This window comes from Ramlibacter sp. AN1133 (genome assembly GCF_037890035.1).
In the GTDB taxonomy this organism is placed as follows: domain Bacteria; phylum Pseudomonadota; class Gammaproteobacteria; order Burkholderiales; family Burkholderiaceae_C; genus Ramlibacter.
In genome coordinates this window covers 74,490-96,159 of the sequence record NZ_JBBKTQ010000019.1, presented here as the reverse complement: position 1 = coordinate 96,159, position 21,670 = coordinate 74,490, and the positions used below count along the sequence as shown (strand labels likewise).

Annotated in this window: 25 protein-coding genes; 15 read left to right on the top strand and 10 right to left on the bottom strand. The window is 70.2% G+C overall.

Annotation, left to right across the window (positions count from 1 at the left end; all coding sequences use genetic code 11):
* Positions 1–26 precede the first annotated feature (26 nt).
* Complete coding sequence (gene mutL, locus WG923_RS22365) at positions 27–1,904, bottom strand: DNA mismatch repair endonuclease MutL (RefSeq protein WP_340353216.1); 1,878 nt, start codon at positions 1,902–1,904, stop codon at positions 27–29.
* 43 nt (positions 1,905–1,947) lie between these two features.
* Here mutL and WG923_RS22360 point away from each other — a divergent pair, with 43 nt between their 5' ends.
* From WG923_RS22360 to WG923_RS22350, 3 genes are all read left to right on the top strand, one after another.
* Entirely contained in the window at positions 1,948–2,601 is a 654-nt protein-coding gene (locus tag WG923_RS22360) for a DedA family protein (protein ID WP_340353215.1), read from the top strand.
* 416 nt (positions 2,602–3,017) lie between these two features.
* On the top strand, positions 3,018–4,343 hold the full coding sequence (locus WG923_RS22355) for an aromatic ring-hydroxylating dioxygenase subunit alpha (protein ID WP_340353214.1): 1,326 nt from the start codon (positions 3,018–3,020) through the stop codon (positions 4,341–4,343).
* Between the two features lie 82 nt (positions 4,344–4,425).
* Positions 4,426–4,902 (top strand): aromatic-ring-hydroxylating dioxygenase subunit beta, encoded by a 477-nt coding sequence (locus tag WG923_RS22350; RefSeq protein ID WP_340353213.1) that lies wholly within the window; start codon positions 4,426–4,428, stop codon positions 4,900–4,902.
* On the opposite strand, the gene WG923_RS22345 is transcribed toward WG923_RS22350, so the two are convergent.
* The 4 genes from WG923_RS22345 to tsaE all read right to left on the bottom strand — a co-directional run bounded on the left by WG923_RS22345 (position 4,899) and on the right by tsaE (position 7,749).
* A complete protein-coding gene (locus WG923_RS22345) occupies positions 4,899–5,123 on the bottom strand; it encodes an osmotically inducible lipoprotein OsmB (protein ID WP_340353212.1) in 225 nt (74 codons plus the stop codon). The genes WG923_RS22350 and WG923_RS22345 overlap by 4 nt on opposite strands.
* Positions 5,124–5,375: 252 nt before the next feature.
* Entirely contained in the window at positions 5,376–5,582 is a 207-nt protein-coding gene (locus tag WG923_RS22340; protein WP_340353211.1) for a glycine zipper 2TM domain-containing protein, read from the bottom strand.
* Between the two features lie 332 nt (positions 5,583–5,914).
* On the bottom strand, positions 5,915–7,243 hold the full coding sequence (locus WG923_RS22335; RefSeq protein WP_340353210.1) for an N-acetylmuramoyl-L-alanine amidase: 1,329 nt from the start codon (positions 7,241–7,243) through the stop codon (positions 5,915–5,917).
* Entirely contained in the window at positions 7,243–7,749 is a 507-nt protein-coding gene (gene tsaE, locus WG923_RS22330) for a tRNA (adenosine(37)-N6)-threonylcarbamoyltransferase complex ATPase subunit type 1 TsaE (protein ID WP_340353209.1), read from the bottom strand. Before tsaE ends, WG923_RS22335 begins: the two co-directional genes overlap by 1 nt.
* Before the next feature lie 15 nt (positions 7,750–7,764).
* On the opposite strand from tsaE, the gene queG reads away from it, so the two are divergent.
* Together queG and WG923_RS22320 are read left to right on the top strand one after the other, a co-directional pair.
* Complete coding sequence (queG, locus tag WG923_RS22325) at positions 7,765–8,814, top strand: tRNA epoxyqueuosine(34) reductase QueG (RefSeq protein WP_445322964.1); 1,050 nt, start codon at positions 7,765–7,767, stop codon at positions 8,812–8,814.
* Positions 8,815–8,909: 95 nt separating this feature from the next.
* Positions 8,910–9,473 carry a helix-turn-helix transcriptional regulator gene (locus WG923_RS22320; RefSeq protein WP_340353208.1) on the top strand — a complete coding sequence of 188 codons (564 nt, stop codon included), beginning with the start codon at positions 8,910–8,912 and terminating at the stop codon, positions 9,471–9,473.
* Positions 9,474–9,577: 104 nt separating this feature from the next.
* Here WG923_RS22320 and WG923_RS22315 read toward each other — a convergent pair whose 3' ends face one another.
* The gene (locus WG923_RS22315; RefSeq protein ID WP_340353207.1) at positions 9,578–10,003 is read right to left on the bottom strand and encodes a hypothetical protein; all 426 of its coding nucleotides are present in this window, start codon (positions 10,001–10,003) and stop codon (positions 9,578–9,580) included.
* On the opposite strand from WG923_RS22315, the gene WG923_RS22310 reads away from it, so the two are divergent.
* Positions 9,981–11,441, top strand: coding sequence for a hypothetical protein (locus tag WG923_RS22310; protein WP_340353206.1), 1,461 nt, complete (start codon positions 9,981–9,983; stop codon positions 11,439–11,441). The two genes, WG923_RS22315 and WG923_RS22310, sit on opposite strands and share 23 nt — an antisense overlap.
* A 46-nt stretch (positions 11,442–11,487) precedes the next feature.
* On the opposite strand, the gene WG923_RS22305 is transcribed toward WG923_RS22310, so the two are convergent.
* Together WG923_RS22305 and WG923_RS22300 are read right to left on the bottom strand one after the other, a co-directional pair.
* Positions 11,488–11,946 carry a hypothetical protein gene (locus tag WG923_RS22305; protein ID WP_340353205.1) on the bottom strand — a complete coding sequence of 153 codons (459 nt, stop codon included), beginning with the start codon at positions 11,944–11,946 and terminating at the stop codon, positions 11,488–11,490.
* Between the two features lie 35 nt (positions 11,947–11,981).
* Positions 11,982–12,896: an AEC family transporter gene (locus tag WG923_RS22300; RefSeq protein WP_340353204.1), complete on the bottom strand. Its 915-nt coding sequence runs from the start codon at positions 12,894–12,896 to the stop codon at positions 11,982–11,984.
* A 168-nt stretch (positions 12,897–13,064) separates the two neighbouring features.
* Here WG923_RS22300 and WG923_RS22295 point away from each other — a divergent pair, with 168 nt between their 5' ends.
* From WG923_RS22295 to WG923_RS22270, 6 genes are all read left to right on the top strand, one after another.
* Positions 13,065–14,036, top strand: a complete 972-nt coding sequence (locus WG923_RS22295; RefSeq protein WP_340353203.1) for a tripartite tricarboxylate transporter substrate binding protein BugE — start codon at positions 13,065–13,067, stop codon at positions 14,034–14,036.
* 55 nt (positions 14,037–14,091) lie between these two features.
* The gene (gene xerD, locus WG923_RS22290; protein ID WP_340353202.1) at positions 14,092–14,976 is read left to right on the top strand and encodes a site-specific tyrosine recombinase XerD; all 885 of its coding nucleotides are present in this window, start codon (positions 14,092–14,094) and stop codon (positions 14,974–14,976) included.
* A 32-nt stretch (positions 14,977–15,008) separates the two neighbouring features.
* Entirely contained in the window at positions 15,009–15,977 is a 969-nt protein-coding gene (locus WG923_RS22285; RefSeq protein WP_340353201.1) for a Bug family tripartite tricarboxylate transporter substrate binding protein, read from the top strand.
* A gap of 113 nt (positions 15,978–16,090) precedes the next feature.
* Entirely contained in the window at positions 16,091–16,615 is a 525-nt protein-coding gene (locus WG923_RS22280; protein WP_340353200.1) for a DUF4142 domain-containing protein, read from the top strand.
* Position 16,616: 1 nt separating this feature from the next.
* Entirely contained in the window at positions 16,617–16,940 is a 324-nt protein-coding gene (locus WG923_RS22275; protein WP_340353199.1) for a cupredoxin domain-containing protein, read from the top strand.
* Positions 16,937–17,626, top strand: coding sequence for an RNA polymerase sigma factor (locus WG923_RS22270; RefSeq protein ID WP_445322962.1), 690 nt, complete (start codon positions 16,937–16,939; stop codon positions 17,624–17,626). The genes WG923_RS22275 and WG923_RS22270 overlap by 4 nt, the downstream gene beginning before the upstream one ends.
* Before the next feature lie 58 nt (positions 17,627–17,684).
* On the opposite strand, the gene WG923_RS22265 is transcribed toward WG923_RS22270, so the two are convergent.
* Complete coding sequence (locus tag WG923_RS22265; RefSeq protein ID WP_340353197.1) at positions 17,685–19,421, bottom strand: cation:proton antiporter domain-containing protein; 1,737 nt, start codon at positions 19,419–19,421, stop codon at positions 17,685–17,687.
* 218 nt (positions 19,422–19,639) lie between these two features.
* Complete coding sequence (locus WG923_RS22260; protein WP_340353196.1) at positions 19,640–19,981, bottom strand: hypothetical protein; 342 nt, start codon at positions 19,979–19,981, stop codon at positions 19,640–19,642.
* 78 nt (positions 19,982–20,059) lie between these two features.
* On the opposite strand from WG923_RS22260, the gene WG923_RS22255 reads away from it, so the two are divergent.
* The 3 genes from WG923_RS22255 (at position 20,060) to WG923_RS22245 (ending at position 21,666) form a co-directional block, all read left to right on the top strand.
* Positions 20,060–20,848 carry a S1 family peptidase gene (locus tag WG923_RS22255; protein WP_340353195.1) on the top strand — a complete coding sequence of 263 codons (789 nt, stop codon included), beginning with the start codon at positions 20,060–20,062 and terminating at the stop codon, positions 20,846–20,848.
* Positions 20,849–21,086: 238 nt separating this feature from the next.
* Positions 21,087–21,356 (top strand): translation initiation factor IF-1, encoded by a 270-nt coding sequence (gene infA / locus WG923_RS22250; RefSeq protein WP_340353194.1) that lies wholly within the window; start codon positions 21,087–21,089, stop codon positions 21,354–21,356.
* Positions 21,357–21,363: 7 nt separating this feature from the next.
* The gene (locus WG923_RS22245) at positions 21,364–21,666 is read left to right on the top strand and encodes a GlsB/YeaQ/YmgE family stress response membrane protein (RefSeq protein WP_340353193.1); all 303 of its coding nucleotides are present in this window, start codon (positions 21,364–21,366) and stop codon (positions 21,664–21,666) included.
* The last annotated feature ends 4 nt before the right edge of the window (positions 21,667–21,670 follow it).

Sequence of the window (21,670 nt, the reverse complement as noted above, 5' to 3'; positions counted from 1 at the left end):
CGGAAGTTCAGCCGTTTGCCGCCGGTTTACCGGCCGCGCAGGAACAGGCCGTCGAGCTCGCGCAGGGTGAGCTGGCGCCAGGTGGGCCGGCCGTGGTTGCACTGGTCGGAGCGCTCGGTGGCCTCCATCTGGCGCAGCAGGGCGTTCATTTCCTCGAGCGTCAGCTTGCGGTTCGCGCGCACGGCGCCATGGCAGGCCATGGTCGCCAGCAGTTCGTTGCGGGCGCGTTCCACCACGCTGCTGGCGTCGTGCTGCGCGAGTTCGGCCAGCACGCTGCGGGCGAGTTCGACCGCATCGCCCTGCGCCAGGGTGGCCGGCACGGCGCGCACGGCCAGCGTCTTCGGGCTGAAGGGCGTGACCTGCAGGCCCAGGGCTTCCAGGGTCGCCTGGCAGGCTTCGGCCGTGGCCACTTCGGCCGGGGTGGCGGCGAAGGTGGCCGGGATCAGCAGCGGCTGCGAGGTGATGGCCTGGGCGTCCATCTGCGATTTCAGGCGCTCGTAGACGATGCGTTCGTGCGCCGCGTGCATGTCGACGAGGATCAGGCCGTGGGCGTTCTCGGCGAGGATGTAGATGCCGTGGAGCTGGGCGAGGGCCTTGCCGAGGGGCCAGTCGGCGTCAGGGTCGGTGTTCGTAGGCTGGTGGTGACCGGAGGGAACCCCAGCTTCGCTGCGCTCGCCGATCGCTGGGGTTCCTGCGTCACCCCAGCCTACGGGGGCTTCGTCACCCCGTGCGACCGAAGCACCGGAATTCCACAGCGCCCCGACATCGGAGACGACATGCCCCCCCTGCGGCCCGAACGCCATCGACGGTTGCCGCCACGCCGGCAGGCCCGCCGGTGCCGCGGGGCTGGGTGTCAACCCCAATCCCGGCTGCACCGCCGGCCCCGCCACGCCCCCCGCCCGCGGCGCCGACAGCGCCGACTCGAGCGCGCGCCGCACCGCCTGGTGCACCTCGCGGCTGTCGCGAAAGCGCACCTCGATCTTGGTCGGATGCACGTTGACGTCGACCCGCGTCGGATCGATCTCCAGGTGCAGCGCGTAGACCGGCTGGCGCTGGCCGTGCAGCAGGTCCTCGTAGGCGCTGCGCGCGGCGTGCGTGATCACCTTGTCGCGCACGTAGCGGCCGTTCACGTACGCGAACTGCCAGTCGGCGCGCGAACGCGCGGCATCGGGGATGCCGGCGCGGCCGCGCACGCGCAGCGGCCCGGCGGCGAAATCGATCGCCACGCTGTCGGCCAGGAAGTCCTCGCCCAGCACGTCGGCCAGGCGCTGCTCGCGGCTGGCGGCGCGCCATTGCTCGCACAGCTTGCCCTCGTGCCACACGGTGAAGCCGACGTCCGGCCGCGCGAGCGCGTGCCTGCGCACCGCCTCCAGGCAGTGCGCGAACTCGGTCGCGTCGCTCTTGAGGAACTTGCGTCGCGCCGGCGTGCTGAAGAACAGCTCCTTGACTTCCACCGTGGTGCCGGTGGCGCGCGCCGCCGGCCGCAACTCGCCGCTGGCCGCGTCGAGCAGGAAGGCGCTCGCCTGGCCGGCGGTGCGCGAGAGCAGGTGCAGCTCGGACACCGAGGCGACGGCCGCCAGCGCTTCCCCGCGGAAGCCCATCGTGGCGACCGACTCCAGGTCCGACAGCGAGCCGATCTTGCTGGTGGCGTGGCGCTTGAGGGCCAGCGGCAGTTCCTCGCGGGCGATGCCGCAGCCGTCGTCCTCCACCGAGATCAGGCGCACGCCGCCGGCGAGCAGGCGCACGGCGACCTGCGTGGCGCCGGCATCGAGCGCGTTGTCCACCAGTTCGCGCACCACGGAGGCCGGGCGCTCCACCACCTCGCCGGCGGCGATCTGGCTGACCAGTTCATCGGGCAGCTCGCGGATCGGCCGGCGCGGGGCGGAAGACAGGACGGCGCTCATCGGCGGCATTCTAGAGGGCCGCGTGCCGCCATAATCGCGCCCCATGGACCTGGTGATGCTGCTGGTCGACTTCGTGCTCCACGTCGACCGCTACCTCGAGAATTTCGTGACGAATTACGGCGCCTGGGTCTACGCCCTGCTGTTCCTCATCATCTTCGTGGAAACGGGCGTGGTGGTGATGCCCTTCCTGCCCGGCGACTCGCTGCTGTTCGTGGTCGGCGCGCTGTGCGGGCTGGGACTGATGAACTACCCGTTCTCGGTCGCGCTGCTCATCGCGGCGGCCGTCCTGGGCAACCAGAGCAACTACACGATCGGCAGGCACTTCGGCCCGCGCGTGTTCCAGTGGGAGAACTCGCGCTTCTTCAACCGGCGCGCCTTCGAGCAGGCGCATGCCTTCTACGAGAAGTACGGCGGCATCACGATCGTGCTGGCGCGCTTCATGCCGTTCCTGCGCACCTTCGCGCCCTTCGTGGCCGGCGTGGCGCAGATGACGCGCCGCAAGTTCAGCTTCTACGACGTGACGGGCGGCACGCTGTGGGTGGGCGGCATCGTCACCGCCGGCTACTTCTTCGGCAGCATCCCGTGGGTCAAGGCGAACCTGGAGAAGATCATCTGGGCGATGATCCTGGTGCCGGGCGCGATCGTGCTGTTCGGGGCCTGGAAGGCGCGGCGCAAGGGGAGCATCGCGCGGGCGTGACGCCTTGCCGGGAGGCGGCAACGCGCCTCTTGGGTCGGACGGGGATGGGGAGAGCCGTCTCGGCGAATGTCCCCCGGCGCGGATGAGACCCGTGCCCCAAGGGCACGCCGCGCCCGCGCCTCCTCCTTGATTTCGCTGAGACGGCTCTCCCCATCCCTGTCCTGCGCCGTGCGTGATCGGGCCCCTGTTCCTCCGGTGAGCTTTCTTCGGGGCCAAACGAAGCAGCTTCGCTCACCCCCGCGCGCTGCAGGACCAGTTCGGGACTGTCCGGCTCGGCGACATAAGGGAGGAGGCGCGGGCGCGATGCCATCACGGGCAACGGTTCTCATCCGCGCCGGGGGACAGTCGCAGAGACGGACAGTCCCGAACTGGTCCGGCGTGAGGGCGGCAGCGCTCCGAGCGGCATACTACCCCGCATGAACGCCCCCGAGACTCTTTCGCGCTGGGCCGGCACCGGCTCGAGCCGCGTGCCTTTCTGGGCCTACACCGACCCGCAGTTGTACCAGCAGGAACTGCAGAAGATCTTCTACGGCCCGCACTGGTGCTACGTCGGCCTCGAAGTCGAGATCCCGAACGTCGGCGACTATCGCCTCACCTCCGTCGGCGAGCGGCAGGTGATCATGGTGCGCGATCGCGTCGCGCCGAAGGACCGCGGCACGGACCACGGCATCCGGGTCGTCGAGAACCGCTGCGCGCACCGCGGCGTGCGCTTCTGCCAGCAGCCGCACGGCAACGCGCGCAGCTTCGTCTGCCCCTACCACCAGTGGACGTACAAGCTCAATGGCGAACTCGCCGGGCTGCCGTTCAAGGACGGCGTGCCGGCCACCGACGCGGACGGCAACGCCTGCGTGCACGGCGGCATGCCGGCGGACTTCGACATGAAGCAGCACGGCCTGACGAAGCTGCGCGTGGCGGTGCTGCACGGCCTGGTGTTCGCGACCTTCAGCGAGCAGGCCGAGCCGCTGGCGGACTATCTGGGCCCCGAGATCCTGCCGTGGCTGGACCGCATCTTCGCCGGCCGCAAGCTCTCGCTCCTGGGGTACAACCGCCAGCGCATTCCGGGCAACTGGAAGCTGATGATGGAGAACATCAAGGACCCCTACCACCCGGGCCTGCTGCACACGTGGTTCGTCACCTTCGGCCTGTGGCGCGCGGACCAGAAGAGCCGCATGGTGATGGACGCGCAGGGCCGGCACGCGGTGATGATCTCGCGCCGCAACGAGGGCGGCGAGAACAAGGCGGTGACGCAGGGCGTGACGAGTTTCAAGGCCGACATGGCGCTGCACGACACGCGCCTGCTCGACGTGGTGCCCGAGCCCTGGTGGAAGGTGCCCGATCCGGCGCATCCCGGCACGCAGATCATGCCCAGCGTGACCATGATCACGCTGTTCCCGAGCCTGATCATCCAGCAGCAGGTCAATTCGCTCTCCACCCGGCACATCCAGCCGCGCGGCGAGGGCAGCTTCGATTTCGTCTGGACGCACTTCGGCTTCGCCGACGACAGCGAGGAGATGACGCGCCGGCGCCTGCGCCAGGCCAACCTGTTCGGCCCCGCCGGCTTCGTGAGCGCCGACGACGGCGAGGTGATCCAGTTCAGCCAGGACGGCTTCGCCCAATGGGGCGAGCAGGGCGAGACGCTGTGCGAACTCGGTGGCACCGGCACGCAGGGCACCGAGCACATGGTGACCGAGACGCTGATCCGCAGCATGTACGCCTACTGGCGCAAGGTGATGGGCGAATGAGCGTCGCCGGGCCGCCCCAGGACGCGAAGTCCCCCTCGGGGGGCAGCGCAGTACCCGAAGTGACACGCGTGGGGGCTCTGGCATGAACGAGCGCCTGTTGCTGCAGCTGGAGGTCGACCAGTTGAATGCCGCCTATGCCGCGGCGCTGGACGAACGCCGCTTCGACGCCTGGCCGGAGTTCTTCCTGCCCGAGGGCCACTACAAGGTGCAGGCGCGCGAGAACTTCGACCGCGGGCTGCCGCTCGCGCTGATCGCGCTGGAAAGCCAGGGGATGATGAAGGACCGGGTCTACGGCATCACGCAGACCATCTACCACGGGCCCTACTACACGCGCCACGTGGTGAGCCCCGCGCAGGTGCTGGGGGAGGAGAACGGGCGCATCCGCGCCCAGGCCCACTACGCCGTCTTCCGCACCAGGCCGGGCGATGCCAGCGAGGTCTACAACGTGGGGCGCTACATCGACGAGATCGAACGCACGCCGGCCGGCCTGAAGCTGGCCAGCCGGCTGTGCGTGTACGACAGCGAGATGGTGCTCAACTCGCTGATCTACCCGATCTAGCGGTTCAGCGCGTGACCGGGCTTGGTCAGCTCGCGGCCGGCCAGGGCGCCGGCGCCCGCGCCCAGGATCGTGGCGCCGGTGCCGCCGACGGCGTCACCCAGCAGGCCACCGACCACGGCGCCGCCGACGGTGCCGACGGTCTGGCGGTCCATCGTGGCGCAACCGCCCAGGCCCATCAGGGAAGCGGCCAGCAGGGCCGCGGAAATCAACTTCGTCTTCATGGGATCACCTTCCAATCGCGTTGTTCGCACGGCCGCTGGAGGTGCGGCCTACCTGTGTTTTCCCAATGTAGGAAGGCCGGCTGGGCGGCACTGTAGGAAGCGTTCAATGCGGCTTGTCGTCGGCGCAATGGGAATGGTGAAGGCCAGGATTGCGGCGTCCGGACACCCGGTTCCGGCCGCTCCAAAAGGGCATGGGGCCACCTGCGTGACCCCATGTCCCTGCATCCGCACGGCGCGTGAGCGCCGATGCGCTCAGCGCTTGGCGGCCTGGTTGCCCAGGTAGGCGCCGGCGCCGGCGCCGAGGATGGTGGCACCCGTGCCGCCGACCGCGCTGCCCACCAGGCCGCCCACCACGGCGCCACCGACGGTGCCGACGGTCGTGCGGTCCATCGTGGCACAGCCACCGAGGCCCAGGAGCGAGGCGGCGACGATGGCCGCGGAAATGATCTTGGTTTTCATGAGAACCCCTTGGATTGATTCTTTGCAACCGCTGGAGGCGCGGCAACCTGTACGGAGAACTGTAGGTAGCCCTGCGTTCGCGGGTTGTAGGAACGGCGCGGGGTGGAGTGTCGTCTGTGCCCATCATCCGATGAGGGGCGGGGCAGGCACGACAGGGAGGTGTCGGGTTGTGCCGAGGTGTTCGAACTTGTGCTGGGTACCGCTGGGGTTCACCGCGCTGGCGCGGTTCACCGCCAGCCTACGTTCACGCGCCGCGGTTCACCGCCAGCGTTCACGCGCTGGCGCGGTTCACCGCCAGCCCGCGTCAAGACGTGCGCGTGGCGCGCGGCCTCTCACAGCGGCCGGCTGCGCGCCAGCGGCGGGTTGCGCGAGAAATAGCGCTCGATGCCCCGCACCACCGCGCTGGCGAGCTGCTCCTGGTAGCCGGCGCTGCGCAGCTTCTGTTCTTCTTCCGGGTTGCTGATGAAGGCCGTCTCCACCAGCACGCTGGGGATGTCCGGCGCCTTCAGCACCGCGAAGCCGGCCTGTTCGACCTGGCCCTTGTGCAGGCGGCCGACGCTGCCGATCTCGCCCAGCAGCTCGCTTCCGAGCTTGAGGCTGTCCTTGATCTGCGCGGTGGTGCTCATGTCGAGCAGCGCGCGCGTCACGTGCACGTCCTGCGTCTTGATGTTCACGCCGCCGATCAGGTCCGCCTTGTTCTCGCGGTCCGCCATCCAGCGCGCCGCGGTGCTGGAGGCGCCGCCCTGGCTCAGCGCGAACACGCTGGCCCCGCGCGCCGTCGGCGTCATGAAGGCATCGGCATGGATGCTCACGAACAGGTCGGCCTGCACGCGCCGCGCCTTGTCCACGCGCACGTGCAGCGGCACGAAGAAGTCGGCATCGCGCGTCATGAAGGCGCGCATCGGGTTGCCGTTGATCGTCAGCGCGTTGATGCGCTCGCGCAGCAGGTGGCCGATCTGCAGCACGACGTCCTTCTCGCGGGTGCCGTTCGGGCCGACCGCGCCCGGGTCTTCGCCGCCGTGGCCGGGGTCCAGCGCCACGATGATCAGGCGATCGGTCTTGGCGAGCGCCAGGGCGGGCCGCGCGACCTCGGAGGCCTGCATGGTGGGCCGCGCCGGGCGCTGCACGCGCTGCGCGATCAGCTCGCCCAGCGGATCGGCCGGCTCCGGCGCGGGCATGGGCGCCCCGGCGATCGAGACGGGCGGCGCGGACTTGTCCTTCAGCCGCTCCGCGATCAGGGCCTCGAGCGGGTCCACCGGCTTGGGCGGGAAGAAGTCCACCACCAGGCGGTGCCGGTACGCGGCCACCGGCGGCAGCTGGAACACCTGCGGCACGGCCGGCTGCTTCAGGTCCACCTGCAGGCGCACCACGCCGGCGGCGTGCTGCAGCACGCGGATGCCGGCGATGTAGGGGTCGTCGGCCTTCACCTTGGCGACCAGTTCGCGCAGCGTGGGATCGAGCGTGATGCCCTGGATGTCCAGCGACAGGCGCTCCGGCCCCGTGAGCGTGGTGCTGGCCAGCAGCGTGTCCGATTCGATGGTCAGGCGCGTGTACTCGGGCGCGGGCCACAGGCGCACCGCCAGCACGCCGGCGCCGCGGGCGATCTGGTGCGCGCCGAGCAGCAACACCACGCTGCCCTGCAGGAGGCGGCGGCGCTGCATCACGACAGCAGCTCCGCGCCGCGCGGCGTGTTGGCGCGCACCGTCACGCGCCGGTGCGCGTCGTCTTCGGCCAGCGAGAGGTGGATGTCGAGGTCGGCCACGGGCAGCAGGGTACCGGCTTTCTCGGGCCATTCGGCGAGCTTGAGCCCCGCGCCCGCGAAGATTTCGCGGAAACCCGCGTCTTCCCACTCGCGCGGGTCGTCGAAGCGGTAGAAGTCGAAGTGCCAGGCCGGATGCGCCGGCAGTTCGTACGGCTCCACGACGGCATACGTGGGCGACTTGATGCGGCCCTGGGCGCCGAGCGCGCGCAGCAGGTGGCGCACCAGGGTGGTCTTGCCGGCGCCGAGGTCGCCGTGCAGGGCGATGAAGGCGTCGGCGATGGCCGGGTGGCCCGCCAGCCGCTCGGCGAAGGCGCGCGTGTCCTCCTCACCGGCCCAGAGCAGGGGTCGGGAGGCGGTTCCTACAATCGGCGGGTGACGGTCACCCCTGGTCAATTCGATGCTCATGTCCTGCTGGCCCGGATCCGGCAGTGGGCCCGCGATCTGGGATTCTCCCAAATCGGGGTGGCCGGCGTCGATCTTTCTGCCGCGGAACCCGGGCTGCTCGCATGGCTGGCCAACGGATTTCACGGCCAGATGGCCTACATGGAAACCCACGGCGTGCGCCGCGCACGCCCTGCGGAACTGGTGCCGGGCACGGCCAGCGTGATTACCGCACGCATGGATTACCTGGCCGCCACACCCGAGGGCTGGCAGGCGATCGAATTCGAACGATTGCAAAGATCGCGTGAAGCCATCGTCTCGCTCTACGCGCGGGGGCGGGATTACCACAAGGTGCTGCGCGCGCGGCTGCAGAAACTGTCGGAGCGCATTGCCGGGGAGATCGGGCCTTTCGGCCACCGCGTGTTCACCGATTCGGCCCCGGTGCTGGAGGTGGAACTGGCCGCGCGCAGCGGGCAGGGCTGGCGGGGCCGGCACACGCTGGTGCTGAACCGCGAGGGCGGCTCGATGTTCTTCCTGGGCGAGGTGTATGTCGACTTCGCGCTGCCGCCGACCGAACGCGTCGCCGACCATTGCGGCTCGTGCACCGCCTGCATGGACGTGTGCCCCACCGGCGCCATCGTCGCGCCCTACCGGCTCGATGCGCGGCGCTGCATCTCCTACCTCACGATCGAACACGCAGGCGCGATTCCGGTCGAATTGCGGCCCCTGATGGGCAACCGCATCTACGGCTGCGACGACTGCCAGCTCGTATGTCCTTGGAACAAGTTCGCCCAGCCCGCGGTGCTGCCGGACTTCGCCCCCCGGGGGGCTTTCGTGGGGCAGCCGCTCACGGCCCTTTTCGCCTGGTCGGAAGACGAGTTCCTGCGCCACACCGAAGGCAGCCCGATCCGCCGCATCGGCCACGAGCGCTGGCTGCGCAACATCGCGGTGGCGCTGGGCAACGCCTTGTGCAAGGCTGACGACGCGCAGATCCGCGCGGCGTTGCAGGCGCGCCTCGACCACCCCAGTGCACTCGTGCAGGAACACGTGCGCTGGGCGCTCGAAGTGTCGCTCGCGCGCAAACCTTGACCCCTGCGCGTTGCACTGCGCAGGGCTTTGGAGTAGTTTGCAGCAAGAGCAGACTTGCATTGGCAGGGCAAGCGCCGCGATCCGGAGGGGATTCGATGGACGCTCGGGACAAACAAGATCCGCCGCAAGTACCGGGCGCACAGCAGGCCGATTCCGAGGCCACGGTGACGTTCACGCTTTCCGCGCAGGCGGCGGGCGCGCTCGAAGCCTACCTGCGCTCGGGCGCGGCGCGCGGGCTCGCCTTCGAGCCCGCCTTGCGGCAGGCACTCGGCAGCGCCGGCGGGCTCGCCTCGGCACGCGCCCGCCGCAACCCCCTGTCGGCGCGCACGCTGCGCAAGGTGCATGAATTCGTCGAGGCCAATCTCGGGCGCGACATCCGCGTGGCCGACATCGCGGCGGCCGCGTTCCTCAGCCCCTGCCACCTCGGGCACGGTTACCGCGAGGCGACTGGCGAGAGCCTCTGGCAGTACGTGCTGCGCCGCCGTGCCGAATACGCCCGCAGCCTGATCGACAGCCAGCCGCAGTGCACCCTCGCGGAGGTGGCGGCGCAGTGCGGCTTCGAATCCTACGGCCAGTTCATCGCCGCCTTCCGCAAGACGCACGGGCTGGTGCCGGGCGACTACCGGCGCCTGCGCGCCGCGATGCAAGAAAGCACCTGAAACCGCAGCGCGCCGCACGATTCCGCAGCGGGCCGCGGGCGCATCGCGCCTAGATTGAAATTCCTGACTCAGTCGTTGGAGAGAACCATGCTCCGTGTCTTGCGTTACAGCACCGACGCCGTCTGGCGCCTGCTCCTTTTGTTTGCCATCGCCTTCTCGGCCACCCTCGTGGCCTGCGGGGGCGGATCGGGCGACTTCATCCCGCCGGCGACGCCCGGCACGCCGAGCACGCCGAGCACGCCGAGCACGCCGAGCACGCCGAGCACGCCGAGCACGCCGAGCACGCCGAGCACGCCGACCACCCCGCCGGCGGCCAGCAGCATCGTGACCGGCACGGCCGCCATGGGTGCGGCGATCGCCAACACGCTGGTGACGCTGAAGGACAGCACCAACAAGGCTGTCACTGCGACCACCAGCACGTCGGGCGCGTTCTCCCTCGACTCCTCGAACCTCACCCCGCCATTCATGCTGCAGGTGTCGCTTCCCAGCGGCACCAGGCTCCTGAGCGTGAGCACCGATGCGAACGTCACGGCCACCATCAACATCACGCCGCTGACGGACCTCGTCGTGCGCTCCTGGTACAACGTGCAGGGCCGCTCCGCCGACACCGCGTTCGCCAACCCGGCCACGCTGGCGCCGCCTTCGCCGGCACAGGTGAGAACGATGGCGCAGGTCGTCCTGAACAACCTGCAGCTCGCCATCAGCGCGAACGGCGCGCCGGTCACCGATCCGCTGGACCTGATCGCCAAGCCCTTCACGGCCGACGGGACCGGCATCGACAAGTTGCTGGACAACGCGCGCGTCACCGTGCGCAGCGACGGCGCCGACCTCGTCCTCACGGCGGGCACCGCGACGCAGACCACCGCGCTGGCCTTCAGCACCACGACCTCCTCGATCACCGCCTCCAGCAGCACCACCAGCGGCTCGGTGACGACCACCGTGCAGTCCACCGAAGTGGTGCCGGTCCAGGGCACGCAGCTCACGGCGATCGAGCAGATCTCCGCCGGCATGAACGCGGTGGCCACGGCGATCAACACGAAGGGGACCAACCTCGCCGTCGCCGACCTGGAACCCTTCTTCGACGCCAGCCTGCTGGACCAGGGCCAGACCAGAACGCAGGTGCTCACCCGGATGGTGGACGACTTCAAGCAAGGCGCTCGCACCATCTCCGTCTCCGTGGACCGCGTCCTCTCGCTCGACCTCACCGCCGGCAAGGCCGAAATCATGGTGCGGTTCAGCCAGACGGTGGGCGGCCAGACCAGCGTCGAGCGCAGCCCCAACACCTTCGTGCGTGGCTCCGACGGCCAGTGGCGCTTCGGCGGCGACGGCCGCATCGGGCAGGTGAGCGTGCAGGCGGAGGGCCGCCGCAACCAGGGCACGTTCACCGGCAACAACGGTCCGTCCGTCAATGCCGACGTGCGGGTTCCCCAGGGCCTCGTCACGTCCGTCGACATCAGCAGCACGTTGAACATCACGACCATGCAGCCCGGCTCGCCCGAGGTGCAGTCGACCGGCATTCTCGACGTGTTCTTCGCCAACACCGGTCCGCTGACGCCTCCGCTGCCTGCGGCGGGAACGCCCGTCACCTTCATGCTGAACCGGACTGCCGGCGGAACCGTCTCGTACACGCTGCCGCTGAATGCCTTCACGACCGAACTGATCCAGGTCACGACGCCCACCGGCACGACCATCGGCACCGGGACGGCCACGGTGGCCTGGACGCTGCCGACCACCTATGCGGTGGAGCGCGTCCAGCTGACGGCCCTGGTGTTCACCGGGGACCAGACGCAGGGCCTCGGCTTCCAGTGCATCGTGGAGACGCTCGTGGCAGCCAATGCCACCAGCGGCACGATAGACATTCCCGCCACGTGCAACGGCCAGCCCGTGCTGACGGTGAACCTCAACGTCAGCACCAACGGCTTCAACGGGGAGCGTTCGATGGTGGTCTACGGCCTCACGAAGCAGTGAGCGCGTAGGTTTGCCGGCCGTCCCGGGAGGGGCGGCCGGCGATGTTTCAGCGGCAGTTGCCTTCGTCGAGGTTGCGCTCGACCCCGCGCAACTGCCGTTCGTACATGCGCGTCGTCTCGGGCCGGCTGGCCGCGCGCAGCTGTGTTTCGATGGCCGTGCGCTGGTCGCGCAGGTTGGGGCAGGCCAGGCTGGGCGGGCCCTTGCGGGCGGGTGCGGAGGCGGCGGCGACCGCGCCGGCCGGAGCCGGGACGCCGGCCGTTTCGGGACGGGCAGGGGAGGAGGCGGGCTCGTGCGCGCCATGGGCGGCTTCCGCCGAGGCTGCGCTGGCCGGTCGCCGCGCCGCGGGCGTGGTGCCGCCTGCCGGCGGCGACACCTCCCTGGCGACCGGGGCGTCGCACGGACGGTCCTGGAACACGTTGCCGCATCGGTACAGAGCCGCCGAAGCCGGCGCGGCCACGCACAAGGCGAGGGCGCCCAGCAGCGCGGGCATGTTGTTCTTGTGCATCCCGCTCTCCTAACGATGAGGAGATCGTAAACGGCTCAGCCGGTGCGGCCTAGCACTCCCAGCGCAAAAGGCAGGCTTGCCATCCCCAGAAGCGTGGAGAGTGTCACGAGTCCCGCCACATAGGCGCCGTTGTAGCCCATGCGCGACGCCAGCACGTAGCAGCTGGAGGCCGTGGGCAGGGCGGAGAACGCCAGCAGCACCACGGTCTGCGCCGCATCCAGCCGCAGGGCCCACGCGAGCAGGGCCGCGATCAGCGGCAGCAACAGGTGGCGGATCGAGAGCAGCCCCACGGCCAGCGCCTTCTGCTGCGCCAGGTGGCCGAACTGCATGCCGGCGCCCGCGGCCATCAGGCCCAGCGGCAGCGAGGCGCCGCCGACCCGGTTGACGGTGGGCTCCAGCCAGGGCGGCACCCGCAGGCCGGCGAAGTTGGCGGCCAGCCCCAGCGCGGTGGCGATGATCAGCGGGTTGCGCAGCAGCGCGCGGCCGAAGCCGGTGCGCCCGTGCCGGGCCATGGGCCACACGGCGCCGACGTTGAAGAGGGGCACGCACACCCCGATCAGGACGGCGATCAGCAGCAGGCCCCGCGGGCCCGCCAGCCGCTCCGACAGGGCCAGCGCGATGAAGGAATTGAAACGGAAGGCCACCTGCGCCGCCCCCGCGTGCTCGCGCGCGTCGATCACGCGCGCCAGGCCGGGCAGGTGCGGCAGCGCGTAGGCGAGGGCGATGCCGCTGACCCCCAGCAGCAGGCCGGCGGCGATCATGCTGGAGGCACCCCCCAGGTCCAGCGGGCTGCGCACGATCGACTGGAACAGCAGCACCGGGAAGAGGAAGAAGTAGACCAGGCTTTCCACCTGCTCCCACACGGTGCGGTCCAGGGCCGTGTAGCGGCACACGAGGTAGCCGCACAGGATCAGCGAGAAATCGGGCAGGAGGAGCTGGACAAAATGCACGCGCGCGAGGATAGCCGAGGCGCCGGGGCTGCCGGGGCCAGCGTGTCCGCCTTGTCAACGCAAGCTTGCGGCTGGCTGAGGGCCGGCGCGCTTCGTCGGACGCCGGCCTGGCCCAGCCGTCATCTGCACGTACGATGCACGTTTTCAGCAAATCGCAAGGAGACTCGAATGAAACGACGTGTCTGGATCGCCGCCGCGGCGACGCTGCTGGGCGCCGCGGCCGCTCCGGCGCTCGCGCAGGGCTACCCGAACAAGGTGGTCAAGCTGACGGTGCCGTTCGCGCCGGGCGGCACCACCGACATCATCGCGCGCGTCATCGCGGACCCGCTGGGCCGCGTGCTGGGCCAGCCCGTGATCGTGGAAAACAAGGCCGGCGCCGGCGGCGTGGTGGGAGCCACCGACACCGCGCACCAGCCGCCGGACGGCTACACGCTGGGCATCGCCACGGTGTCGACCACCGCGGCCAACCCGGCGATCAACCCCAAGATCCCGTACAACCCGCTGACGGACTTCACCCCGATCATCAACATCGCGGCCACGCCCAACGTGATCGCCGTGAACCCGAAGTTCCCCGCCAAGGACTACAAGTCCTTCATCGCGGAGATCAAGAAGAACCCGGGCAAGTACTCGTTCGCGTCCTCCGGCACGGGCGGCATCGGCCACCTGCAGATGGAGCTGTACAAGAGCCTGTCGGGCGCCTTCATCACGCACATCCCCTACCGCGGCGCGGGTCCGGCCCTCAACGACGTGGTGGCGGGCCAGGTGCCGATCATGTTCGACAACCTGCCCTCGGCGCTGCCCTTCATCAGGGAAGGCCGGCTGGTGCCGATCGTGGTGGCCGCGCCGCAGCGCCTGAAGGAACTGCCCGACGTGCCGACCTTCAAGGAAGTGGGGCTGGAGCCCGTGAACCGCCTGGCCTACTACGGCATCGTCGGGCCCAAGGGCCTGCCGAAGGAGGTGGTCACGCGGATCCACGACGCCACGAAGAAGGCGCTGGAGGATCCCGCCGTGCGCAGGCGCATCGAGGACACCGGCTCGATCGTCATCGGCAACACCCCGGAGCAGTTCGCCGAGCAGATCCGCAACGAGTACGCGGTGTACAAGAAGGTGGTGGAGTCGGCGAAGCTGAAGCTGGATTGACCTGGACCCGTCCTCCCCGCCTCGGCGGGGACGACGGGGCAGCGTGGCTTCGCCCATGTCCGACGCGATCGATGCCTTCATCGACGCCCTCTGGCTCGAGGAGGGCCTGTCGCGCAACACGCTGGCGGCCTACCGGCGCGACCTCGCGCTGTACGAGCAGTGGCTGGCGGCCCAGCGGGGCCGCCGGCTGCCCGCCACCGACGAAGGCGACCTGCAAGGGTATTTCTCGGCCCGCCATGCGCAGACCAAGGCCACTTCGGCCAACCGGCGCCTGACCGTCTTCAAGCGCTACTTCCGCTGGGCGCTGCGCGAGCGCCTGATCACCGTCGATCCCACCCTGCGCCTGCAGTCGGCCAGGCAGGCGCTGCGCGTGCCCAAGACGCTGACCGAAGCCCAGGTCGAGGCGCTGCTGGCCGCCCCCGACGTGGACACGCCGCTGGGCCTGCGCGACCGCACGATGCTGGAGCTGATGTACGCCAGCGGCCTGCGCGTGAGCGAGCTGGTCACGCTCAAGGCCTTCAACCTCGGCATGAACGAGGGCGTGCTGCGCGTGCTGGGCAAGGGCAGCAAGGAGCGGCTGGTGCCCTTCGGCGAGGTGGCGCGCGACTGGATCGTGCGTTACCTGGCGGATGCCCGCCCCGCGATCCTCGCCGGCCAGCAGACCGAGGACCTGTTCGTCACCGCGCGCGGCCACGGCATGACCCGGGCCATGTTCTGGGTGATCGTGAAGAAGCACGCCGCCACCGCCGGCATCACGGCGCCGCTGTCGCCGCACACGCTGCGGCATGCCTTCGCCACGCACCTGCTGAACCACGGTGCCGACCTGCGCGCGGTGCAGATGCTGCTGGGGCACGCGGACATCTCGACCACGACGATCTACACTCACGTGGCCCGCGAGCGGCTGAAGGTGCTGCACGCGCAGCACCATCCGCGCGGCTGAACCAAGGGACAAGCAAGGGAGGAGCCAACGGCATGACGCACTTCTCGCGCCGCGCCCTGCTGGCCGCCGCGGCGGCCACGGTGCTGCCCGCCCGCGCCCAGCAGTGGCCGGGCCGGCCGGTGCGCATGATCGTGCCCTATCCCAGCGGCGGCATCAGCGACCTGATCGCGCGCGCGATGGCCGAACGCATGGCCGCGAGCATCGGGCAGCCGGTGGTGGTGGAGAACCGCGCCGGGGCCAGCGGCACGATCGGCATGGAGGCCCTGGCCAAGGCGCCGCCCGACGGCCTGACGCTCGCCTTCTCGGCCATCAGCCCGCTGGTGCTCAGCCCCGCGCTCGGCAAGGTGCCGTACGACCCCGCGCGCGACTTCACTCCGGTGGCGAGCGTGATGGTGTCGCCGGTGCTCCTGCTCGCCACCAATGCGATCACGGTGCGCGACTTCCGCGAATTCCTGCAGCGCGCCCGCGACTGGCCCGACACGATCCGCTGGGCGACCTCGGGCCTCGCATCGCTGGGCCACCTGATGCTGGAGGAGGTGCAGGCCACGGCGAAGGTGCGCTTCGTCCACATTCCCTACAAGGGCGGCAGCCAGCAGATCAACGACGCGCTCGGTGCGCAGTTCGAGGTGCTGTCGGTGAATGCTTCGCCGGCGCTGATCGACTACATCAAGGCCGCGCGGCTGCGGCCGCTCGCCGTGGCCGCGCCGCGCCGGCTCGAGAGCCTGCCGCAGGTGCCCACGTTCGCCGAGCTGGGCTTCCCGCGCGCCAACCTCGCCTCGCACTTCGGCATCTTCGCGCCCGGCAACCTGCCGGTGCGGCTGCTGGACCGGATCAACAGCGAAGTCAACACCGCGATGGAAGAGCCAGGCGTGCGCGCCCGCATGCTGGCAGGCGAGAACGTGCCGACCGGCGGCACCGCGCGCGACTTCGCGCGGCAGATCGCCACCGAGGCGGACAGCACGATGGCCATCGTGCGCGCCGTGGGCATCCGGGCCGAGTAAACCCCGGGCAGCGCCCGCCGCCGGAACGCGCCGGCGTGCCGTGACATCTATGCCGGCAGACCCGGTATTTGCGGACCAACGGTCCGGCCGGGCTCCCAAGGAGAAAGCAAACCATGATCCGAACGATGCCCCCCTTCGTGCTGGCCGCGCTGGCCGCCTTCGCCCTGTCCGCCCAGGCCCAGGGAGGCCCCAGCGACCCGCAGATCGCCCACATCGTCGTGACCGCCAACCAGATCGACGTCGACGCCGGCAAGCTGGCCAAGAGCCGGTCGAAGAACAAGGAAGTGGACAAGTTCGCCCAGCAGATGATCACGGACCACACCGGCGTCAACAAGCAGGCCGTGGCGCTGGCCAAGAAGCTCAAGGTCAAGCCCGAGGACAACGACACCAGCAAGAGCCTGAAGAAGGGCGGCGACGAGAACATCGCCAAGCTCAAGAAGCTCAAGGGCAAGGCCTTCGACAAGGAGTACGTGGACCACGAAGTGGCGTACCACCAGGCCGTGCTCGACGCGATCGACAAGACGCTGATTCCCTCGGCCAAGAACGCGGAGCTCAAGGGCCTGATCGAGAAGGTGCGCCCCGCCATCGCGGCCCACCTGGACCACGCCAAGCACCTGCAGGCGGACCTGGGCAAGTGACATGAAACAAGGCGCGCGCAAGCTGCTGCTTGCCACCGGCCTGGCCGCAGCGTGCGCGCTGCCCGGCTGGGCGGCCGGCGCCACGCACACGGTGACGATCGAGGGCATGAAGTTCGTGCCCGGGACCGTCACCGTCAAGCGCGGCGACAAGGTGGTGTGGCAGAACAAGGACATGGTGCCCCACACGGCCACCGCGAAGGGCAGGTTCGACTCCGGCAACATCGCCGCGGGCAAGAGCTTCAGCCGTGCCATGACGAAGGCCGGGCGTTACGACTACGTCTGCACCTTCCACCCTGGCATGAAAGCAGTGGTGGTGGTGCAATGACACGCATGAACCTCAAGACCGAAGCGCTCCCCCAGGAGCTGGACGACATCTCCCTCGCGGCCCGGGTGCAGGCCCGCGATGTGGGGGCGTTCGAGCTGCTGATGCGCCGCTACAACCAGCGCCTCTACCGCCTCGCGCGCTCGATGCTGCGCAACCCGGCCGACGCCGAGGAGGCCGTGCAGGACGCCTACCTCGCCGCCTACCAGTCGATGGGTGCCTTCCGCGGCGAGGCGAGCCTGTCCACCTGGCTGTCGCGCGTGGTGGTGAACCAGTGCCTCGCGCGGATGCGCCGGCAGGCCCGCCGCGACAACATCGTCCCCATGGTCTCCATGGGCGGCCCGGACGAACAGGAGGCCACGCACATGCCTGCCGACGAGAAGGACACGCCCGACCGCGCCCTCGTGCGGGCGGAGCTGCGGGCCGTGCTGGAGCGCAAGCTCGACGAACTGCCCGAGAGCTTCCGCACCGTGTTCGTGCTGCGCTCGGTCGAGGAACTGAGCGTCGAGGAAACGGCGCAGACCCTCAACCTGCCCGAGGCCACCGTGCGCAGCCGCCACTTCCGGGCCCGCAGCATGCTGCGCGAATCGCTCGCGCAGGAAATCGACGTGGCCGAACGCGACATCTTCGCCTTCGCCGGCGAACGCTGCGACCGCATCGTGGCGAACGTGCTCCGCCGCCTCCCCTGAGTCTCTTCCTTGCTCCGCCCCGGGGGGGGGCCGGCCCATCCGCGCAGCCCCCGGCGCCTCAAGCCGGCGCGCCGCTGCGCCGCGCCCGTTCGGCCGCGATGATGCCCTCGATGGCTGCGGCGCCCAGGCCCTGCGAGCCGAGCGCGTGCGAGGTGAGCAGCAGGCCCGCCTCCAGCATCTCCGGCACCACGTTGGTCGCGCCCGCGGCCTCCAGTTCGCGCGCGTGCGCCTCGTCGTGCGAGCGGGCGAAAATCTTCAGCTGCGGCGCCTGTTCGCGCGCGGCCTGCACCACGCGCCGCGCCGCCGAGGGGGAGTCCATGGTCACCACCAGGCTGGTGGCCTCGTCGAGTTTCAGCTTGCGCAGCAGCTCGGTGCGCGCCGCATTGCCGTAGTAGACCGGGAAGCCCTGCTCGCGCAGGCGCGCCGCGCGATCGCCATCGTGCTCCACCGCGATGTAGGGCACGTTCTGTTCGGACAGCACCTCGCCCAGCATGCGCCCCACGCGGCCGAAGCCGATCACCACCACGTGGCCGGTGGCGGGCGGCAGCATGCTTTCCTGCGCCTCGCGCTGGTGCTCCAGCGATTCGGCGTCGATCCAGCGCCCGAGGCGGTGCGCGAGCCGCGCCACCAGCGGCGTCACCAGCAGGCTCAGGCTCACCACCAGGAACATGAACTGGCCGATGTCGCGCGTGAGCGTGCCCGCCGCCATCGCCGCGCCGATCACGATGAAGGCGAACTCGCCGCCCTGTCCGAGCAGCAGCCCGGCCTCCACGGCCTGGCCGCGCCGCAGGCCGGCCACCTTCAGCACGGACGCGGCGACCACGGCCTTGATCGCCAGCAGGCCCACCACCGAGAACGTGAGCCACAGCGGCTCGCGCAGCACCTCGCGCGGGTCGATCTCCATGCCCACCGACATGAAGAACAGGCCCATCAGCAGGCCCTTGAACGGTTCGACGGTGATCTCGACCTCGTGCCGGTATTCGGTCTCGGCCAGCAGCAGGCCGGCCAGGAAGGCGCCCAGCGCCATCGACAGGCCCGCCGCCGCCGTGGCGCCGCCGATGCTCAGGACCACCAGCAGGCACAGCGCGGTGAACACCTCGGGCTGGCGCCGCCGCGCGAAGGTGCGGAACAGCGGGCGGATCAGCCGCGGGCCGACCACCAGGATCAGCGCCACGACCATCAGCGAGGCGACCATCTGGTAGCCGAGTTTCTGGAACAGGCCGGTGCCGGAGTCCCGGCCCAGCAGTTCGACGAGGATCAGGATCGGCACCACCGCGACATCCTGGAACATCAGCACCGAGAAGCTCGCCTGCCCCACGGGGGTGGCGAGCGCGCGCGATTCCACCAGCAGCTGCATCACCACCGCGGTGGACGACAGCGACAGCACCAGCCCGAGCACCAGCGCCACGCTGGGCTCGTTGCCGAACGCCCAGGCGAGGCCGCCGATGAGCAAGCCGCTCAGGAGCACCTGCGCCGAACCGGCGCCGAACACCCAGCGCCGCAACTCCCAGACGCGCTGGATCGACAGCTCCAGCCCGATCAGGAACATGAGGAAGATGACGCCGAGGTCGGCCAGCGCCCGCACCCCCTGCTCGCGCGGGAAGCTGAGGAAGGACAGCACCGGGAAGTGCGTCGCCAGGCTGCCGCTGCCGTAGGGCCCCGCGATGGCGCCCACCACCAGGAAGCCGATCACCTGGTTGATGCGAAAGCGTTGCAGCAGCGGGATCAGGATGCCCACCAGCGCCAGGAACAGGAGGGTTTCGCGCAGGAAGGGCAGGGAGGCGGGATGGTCCATCAGGGGTGCGCCCCATTCTAGGAACGCGGTGCGCCGGAGAGACTGAGCTGGATCAGCCAACCCGCGAGCGCCGCGGCGACCGACCGCGCGATCCCGAGGACGCGGGTGGCGACGCGCGGCGTGGCGCGCACCATACGGGGTCCAGTCCTACACTTGCGGATGCGCTCCGGTCAGCGAAACGAGGCACACTGGAGCATGGACCAGAAACCGGCAAGGGGTCACTTCGGCCCGCGAGGCCGGCCCGTGGCCGCGCCACCCCGGATCTCGCTGCCCACCGCGCGCGCGGTGGCGCTGGCGGCGCGCAGCTCCCATTCCGTGAAGTCGCCGAAGGCCTCGAGCAGCCTGGCCTCGGAACTCCAGCTGTCCGCCACTTCCGCGCAGCGTTGCCGCTCGGCGGCCACGGCGCTGGCCACCGCGGCGGCGAGCTGGTCGGCGCTGTACGGCAGCGGGCCTTCCAGCGGGGTGTGCGAGGCTCCCGCCGAGTGCTGCTGCACTTCCAGGGCCCGGGCCTCGTCCCGGATGTGTTCCGCCCACTGCTTGCGTTGCTCGTTGCCGCTCATGTGGCGCTCCCGTCATGCTGCTGGACGCATTCTCGCCCCATTTCGGCGCGGGGCTGCCGCAGGGGAGGGCGTTCGCCCGTGACCGAGCCGCTCCTTTTCAGCGCGACGCGGATGTCGACCTTCCGCGGCCGCCAGCTGCTTACCGCGGCCACCTGCTTCTTCTTCGCCCGCAAGGAGCGCCTGTACGCCGTCACCAGCCGCCACGTGCTGCACGACGAGCCGAGCGGCCACTTCCCGGACCGCGTGGAGCTCGTGCTGCACGTCGATGCCACGGACCTCACGCGCCGGGCGGTGCTGTCGGTGCCGCTGTACGCCGACGGCCGGGCGCTGTGGCGCCAGGGCACCGATTCGGGCGGACCGGTCGACATCGCGGTGCTGGAGCTGGATCGCAAGACGCTGCCGGCCAACGTGGTGCTGCGCGCCTTCGAGCCGCGCAACGTGCTGTCCGCGATTCCCGACGTGGAGGTGGGCGCCTCGCTGCTGGTGGTCGGCTTTCCGCTCGGGTTCTACGACACGCTGCACCACCTGCCCGTGGTGCGGCACGCGATCGTGGCCTCGTCCTTCGGCGTGCGCTTCCAGGGGGAGGGCTACTTCCTGACCGACGGGCGGATGCACCGCGGCTCCAGCGGCGCGCCGGTGGTGATGCGCTGGCCCGGCGCGGGCACGGAGATGCCGTGGCGGCTGCTGGGCGTGCACGCGGCCCGCATGGACATGGGCACCCGCGACCTGCTGCAGGACGAATCGCTGGGCCTGAACTGCGCCTGGTACGCGGACATCCTGATGACGCTCACCGAGGACGACGCGGCGCCCAGCCCGGCGGAAATGGGCCCCCGGCGGGGCCGCCGCGTCACCGCCCGGACCGGCTGAGGCGTGCCCAGCGCGCAGCGCCGCTGCGGAGTACAATACAACTTCCTCCTTCGCCGCGACCCGCGGCCTCCCCAGGCAGATTCCTGATCGACGAGAGGATCGCTCCTCCGGGATTTGCGTGCCCCGCCCGCCAGGGCCGGCCTTCCACCTCCCCATGTTCCGCCGCGCACCCCGCGCGTCCCGACATGGCCCCTCCCTGCTCCGGCCGTGGCCGGACTGCACGCAAAAAGGAATTTCCATGGCCAAAGAAGAGTTGATCGAAATGCGTGGGCGCGTGGCCGAAGTGCTGCCCGACTCGCGCTTCCGCGTGACGCTGGACAACGGGCACGAGCTCGTGGCGTACAGCGGCGGCAAGATGCGCAAGCACCGTATCCGCGTGATCGCCGGCGACGACGTGACGCTGGAGCTGTCGCCCTACGACCTGAGCAAGGGCCGCATCATGTTCCGCCACCTTCCGGAGCGCCGTGGCGCGCCGGCCGCCCCGCGCCGTCCCCCGATCAAGCGCTGAGAACGGGATGAATCCCTTCATCTGGTGCGTCGTGGGCGCGCTGGCGGGCTGGATCGCCGGAGTGTTCGTGCCGACGCGCAGCCTGATCAACCGGATCGAGAACGTCCTGGTGGGCGTGTTCGGCGCCTTCATCGGCGGCGAGTTCGTGGCGCGTGTCGCGCTGGGCACCACGCCGGGGAGCGGCTTCCAGGCCTCGTCGCTGATGCTGGCGATCGCCGGCGCCATCGGCCTGCTGGGCCTGCTGTCCGTGATGCGCAAGGCCGTCGGGCCGATGCGCCCCCACAAGCTGCGCAAGAAGCCGCGGCCTTGAGCCC

Bases quoted from the DNA above. Each gene is read 5' to 3' on its own strand.
- mutL (WP_340353216.1), bottom strand. From the start codon at position 1,904: ATGAGCGCCGTCCTGTCTTCCGCCCCGCGCCGGCCGATCCGCGAGCTG.
- WG923_RS22360 (WP_340353215.1), top strand. From the start codon at position 1,948: ATGGACCTGGTGATGCTGCTGGTCGACTTCGTGCTCCACGTCGACCGC.
- WG923_RS22355 (WP_340353214.1), top strand. From the start codon at position 3,018: ATGAACGCCCCCGAGACTCTTTCGCGCTGGGCCGGCACCGGCTCGAGC.
- WG923_RS22350 (WP_340353213.1), top strand. From the start codon at position 4,426: ATGAACGAGCGCCTGTTGCTGCAGCTGGAGGTCGACCAGTTGAATGCC.
- WG923_RS22345 (WP_340353212.1), bottom strand. From the start codon at position 5,123: ATGAAGACGAAGTTGATTTCCGCGGCCCTGCTGGCCGCTTCCCTGATG.
- WG923_RS22340 (WP_340353211.1), bottom strand. From the start codon at position 5,582: ATGAAAACCAAGATCATTTCCGCGGCCATCGTCGCCGCCTCGCTCCTG.
- WG923_RS22335 (WP_340353210.1), bottom strand. From the start codon at position 7,243: ATGCAGCGCCGCCGCCTCCTGCAGGGCAGCGTGGTGTTGCTGCTCGGC.
- tsaE (WP_340353209.1), bottom strand. From the start codon at position 7,749: ATGAGCATCGAATTGACCAGGGGTGACCGTCACCCGCCGATTGTAGGA.
- WG923_RS22320 (WP_340353208.1), top strand. From the start codon at position 8,910: ATGGACGCTCGGGACAAACAAGATCCGCCGCAAGTACCGGGCGCACAG.
- WG923_RS22305 (WP_340353205.1), bottom strand. From the start codon at position 11,946: ATGCACAAGAACAACATGCCCGCGCTGCTGGGCGCCCTCGCCTTGTGC.
- WG923_RS22295 (WP_340353203.1), top strand. From the start codon at position 13,065: ATGAAACGACGTGTCTGGATCGCCGCCGCGGCGACGCTGCTGGGCGCC.
- xerD (WP_340353202.1), top strand. From the start codon at position 14,092: ATGTCCGACGCGATCGATGCCTTCATCGACGCCCTCTGGCTCGAGGAG.
- WG923_RS22285 (WP_340353201.1), top strand. From the start codon at position 15,009: ATGACGCACTTCTCGCGCCGCGCCCTGCTGGCCGCCGCGGCGGCCACG.
- WG923_RS22280 (WP_340353200.1), top strand. From the start codon at position 16,091: ATGATCCGAACGATGCCCCCCTTCGTGCTGGCCGCGCTGGCCGCCTTC.
- WG923_RS22275 (WP_340353199.1), top strand. From the start codon at position 16,617: ATGAAACAAGGCGCGCGCAAGCTGCTGCTTGCCACCGGCCTGGCCGCA.
- WG923_RS22270 (WP_445322962.1), top strand. From the start codon at position 16,937: ATGACACGCATGAACCTCAAGACCGAAGCGCTCCCCCAGGAGCTGGAC.
- WG923_RS22265 (WP_340353197.1), bottom strand. From the start codon at position 19,421: ATGGACCATCCCGCCTCCCTGCCCTTCCTGCGCGAAACCCTCCTGTTC.
- WG923_RS22260 (WP_340353196.1), bottom strand. From the start codon at position 19,981: ATGAGCGGCAACGAGCAACGCAAGCAGTGGGCGGAACACATCCGGGAC.
- infA (WP_340353194.1), top strand. From the start codon at position 21,087: ATGGCCAAAGAAGAGTTGATCGAAATGCGTGGGCGCGTGGCCGAAGTG.
- WG923_RS22245 (WP_340353193.1), top strand. From the start codon at position 21,364: ATGAATCCCTTCATCTGGTGCGTCGTGGGCGCGCTGGCGGGCTGGATC.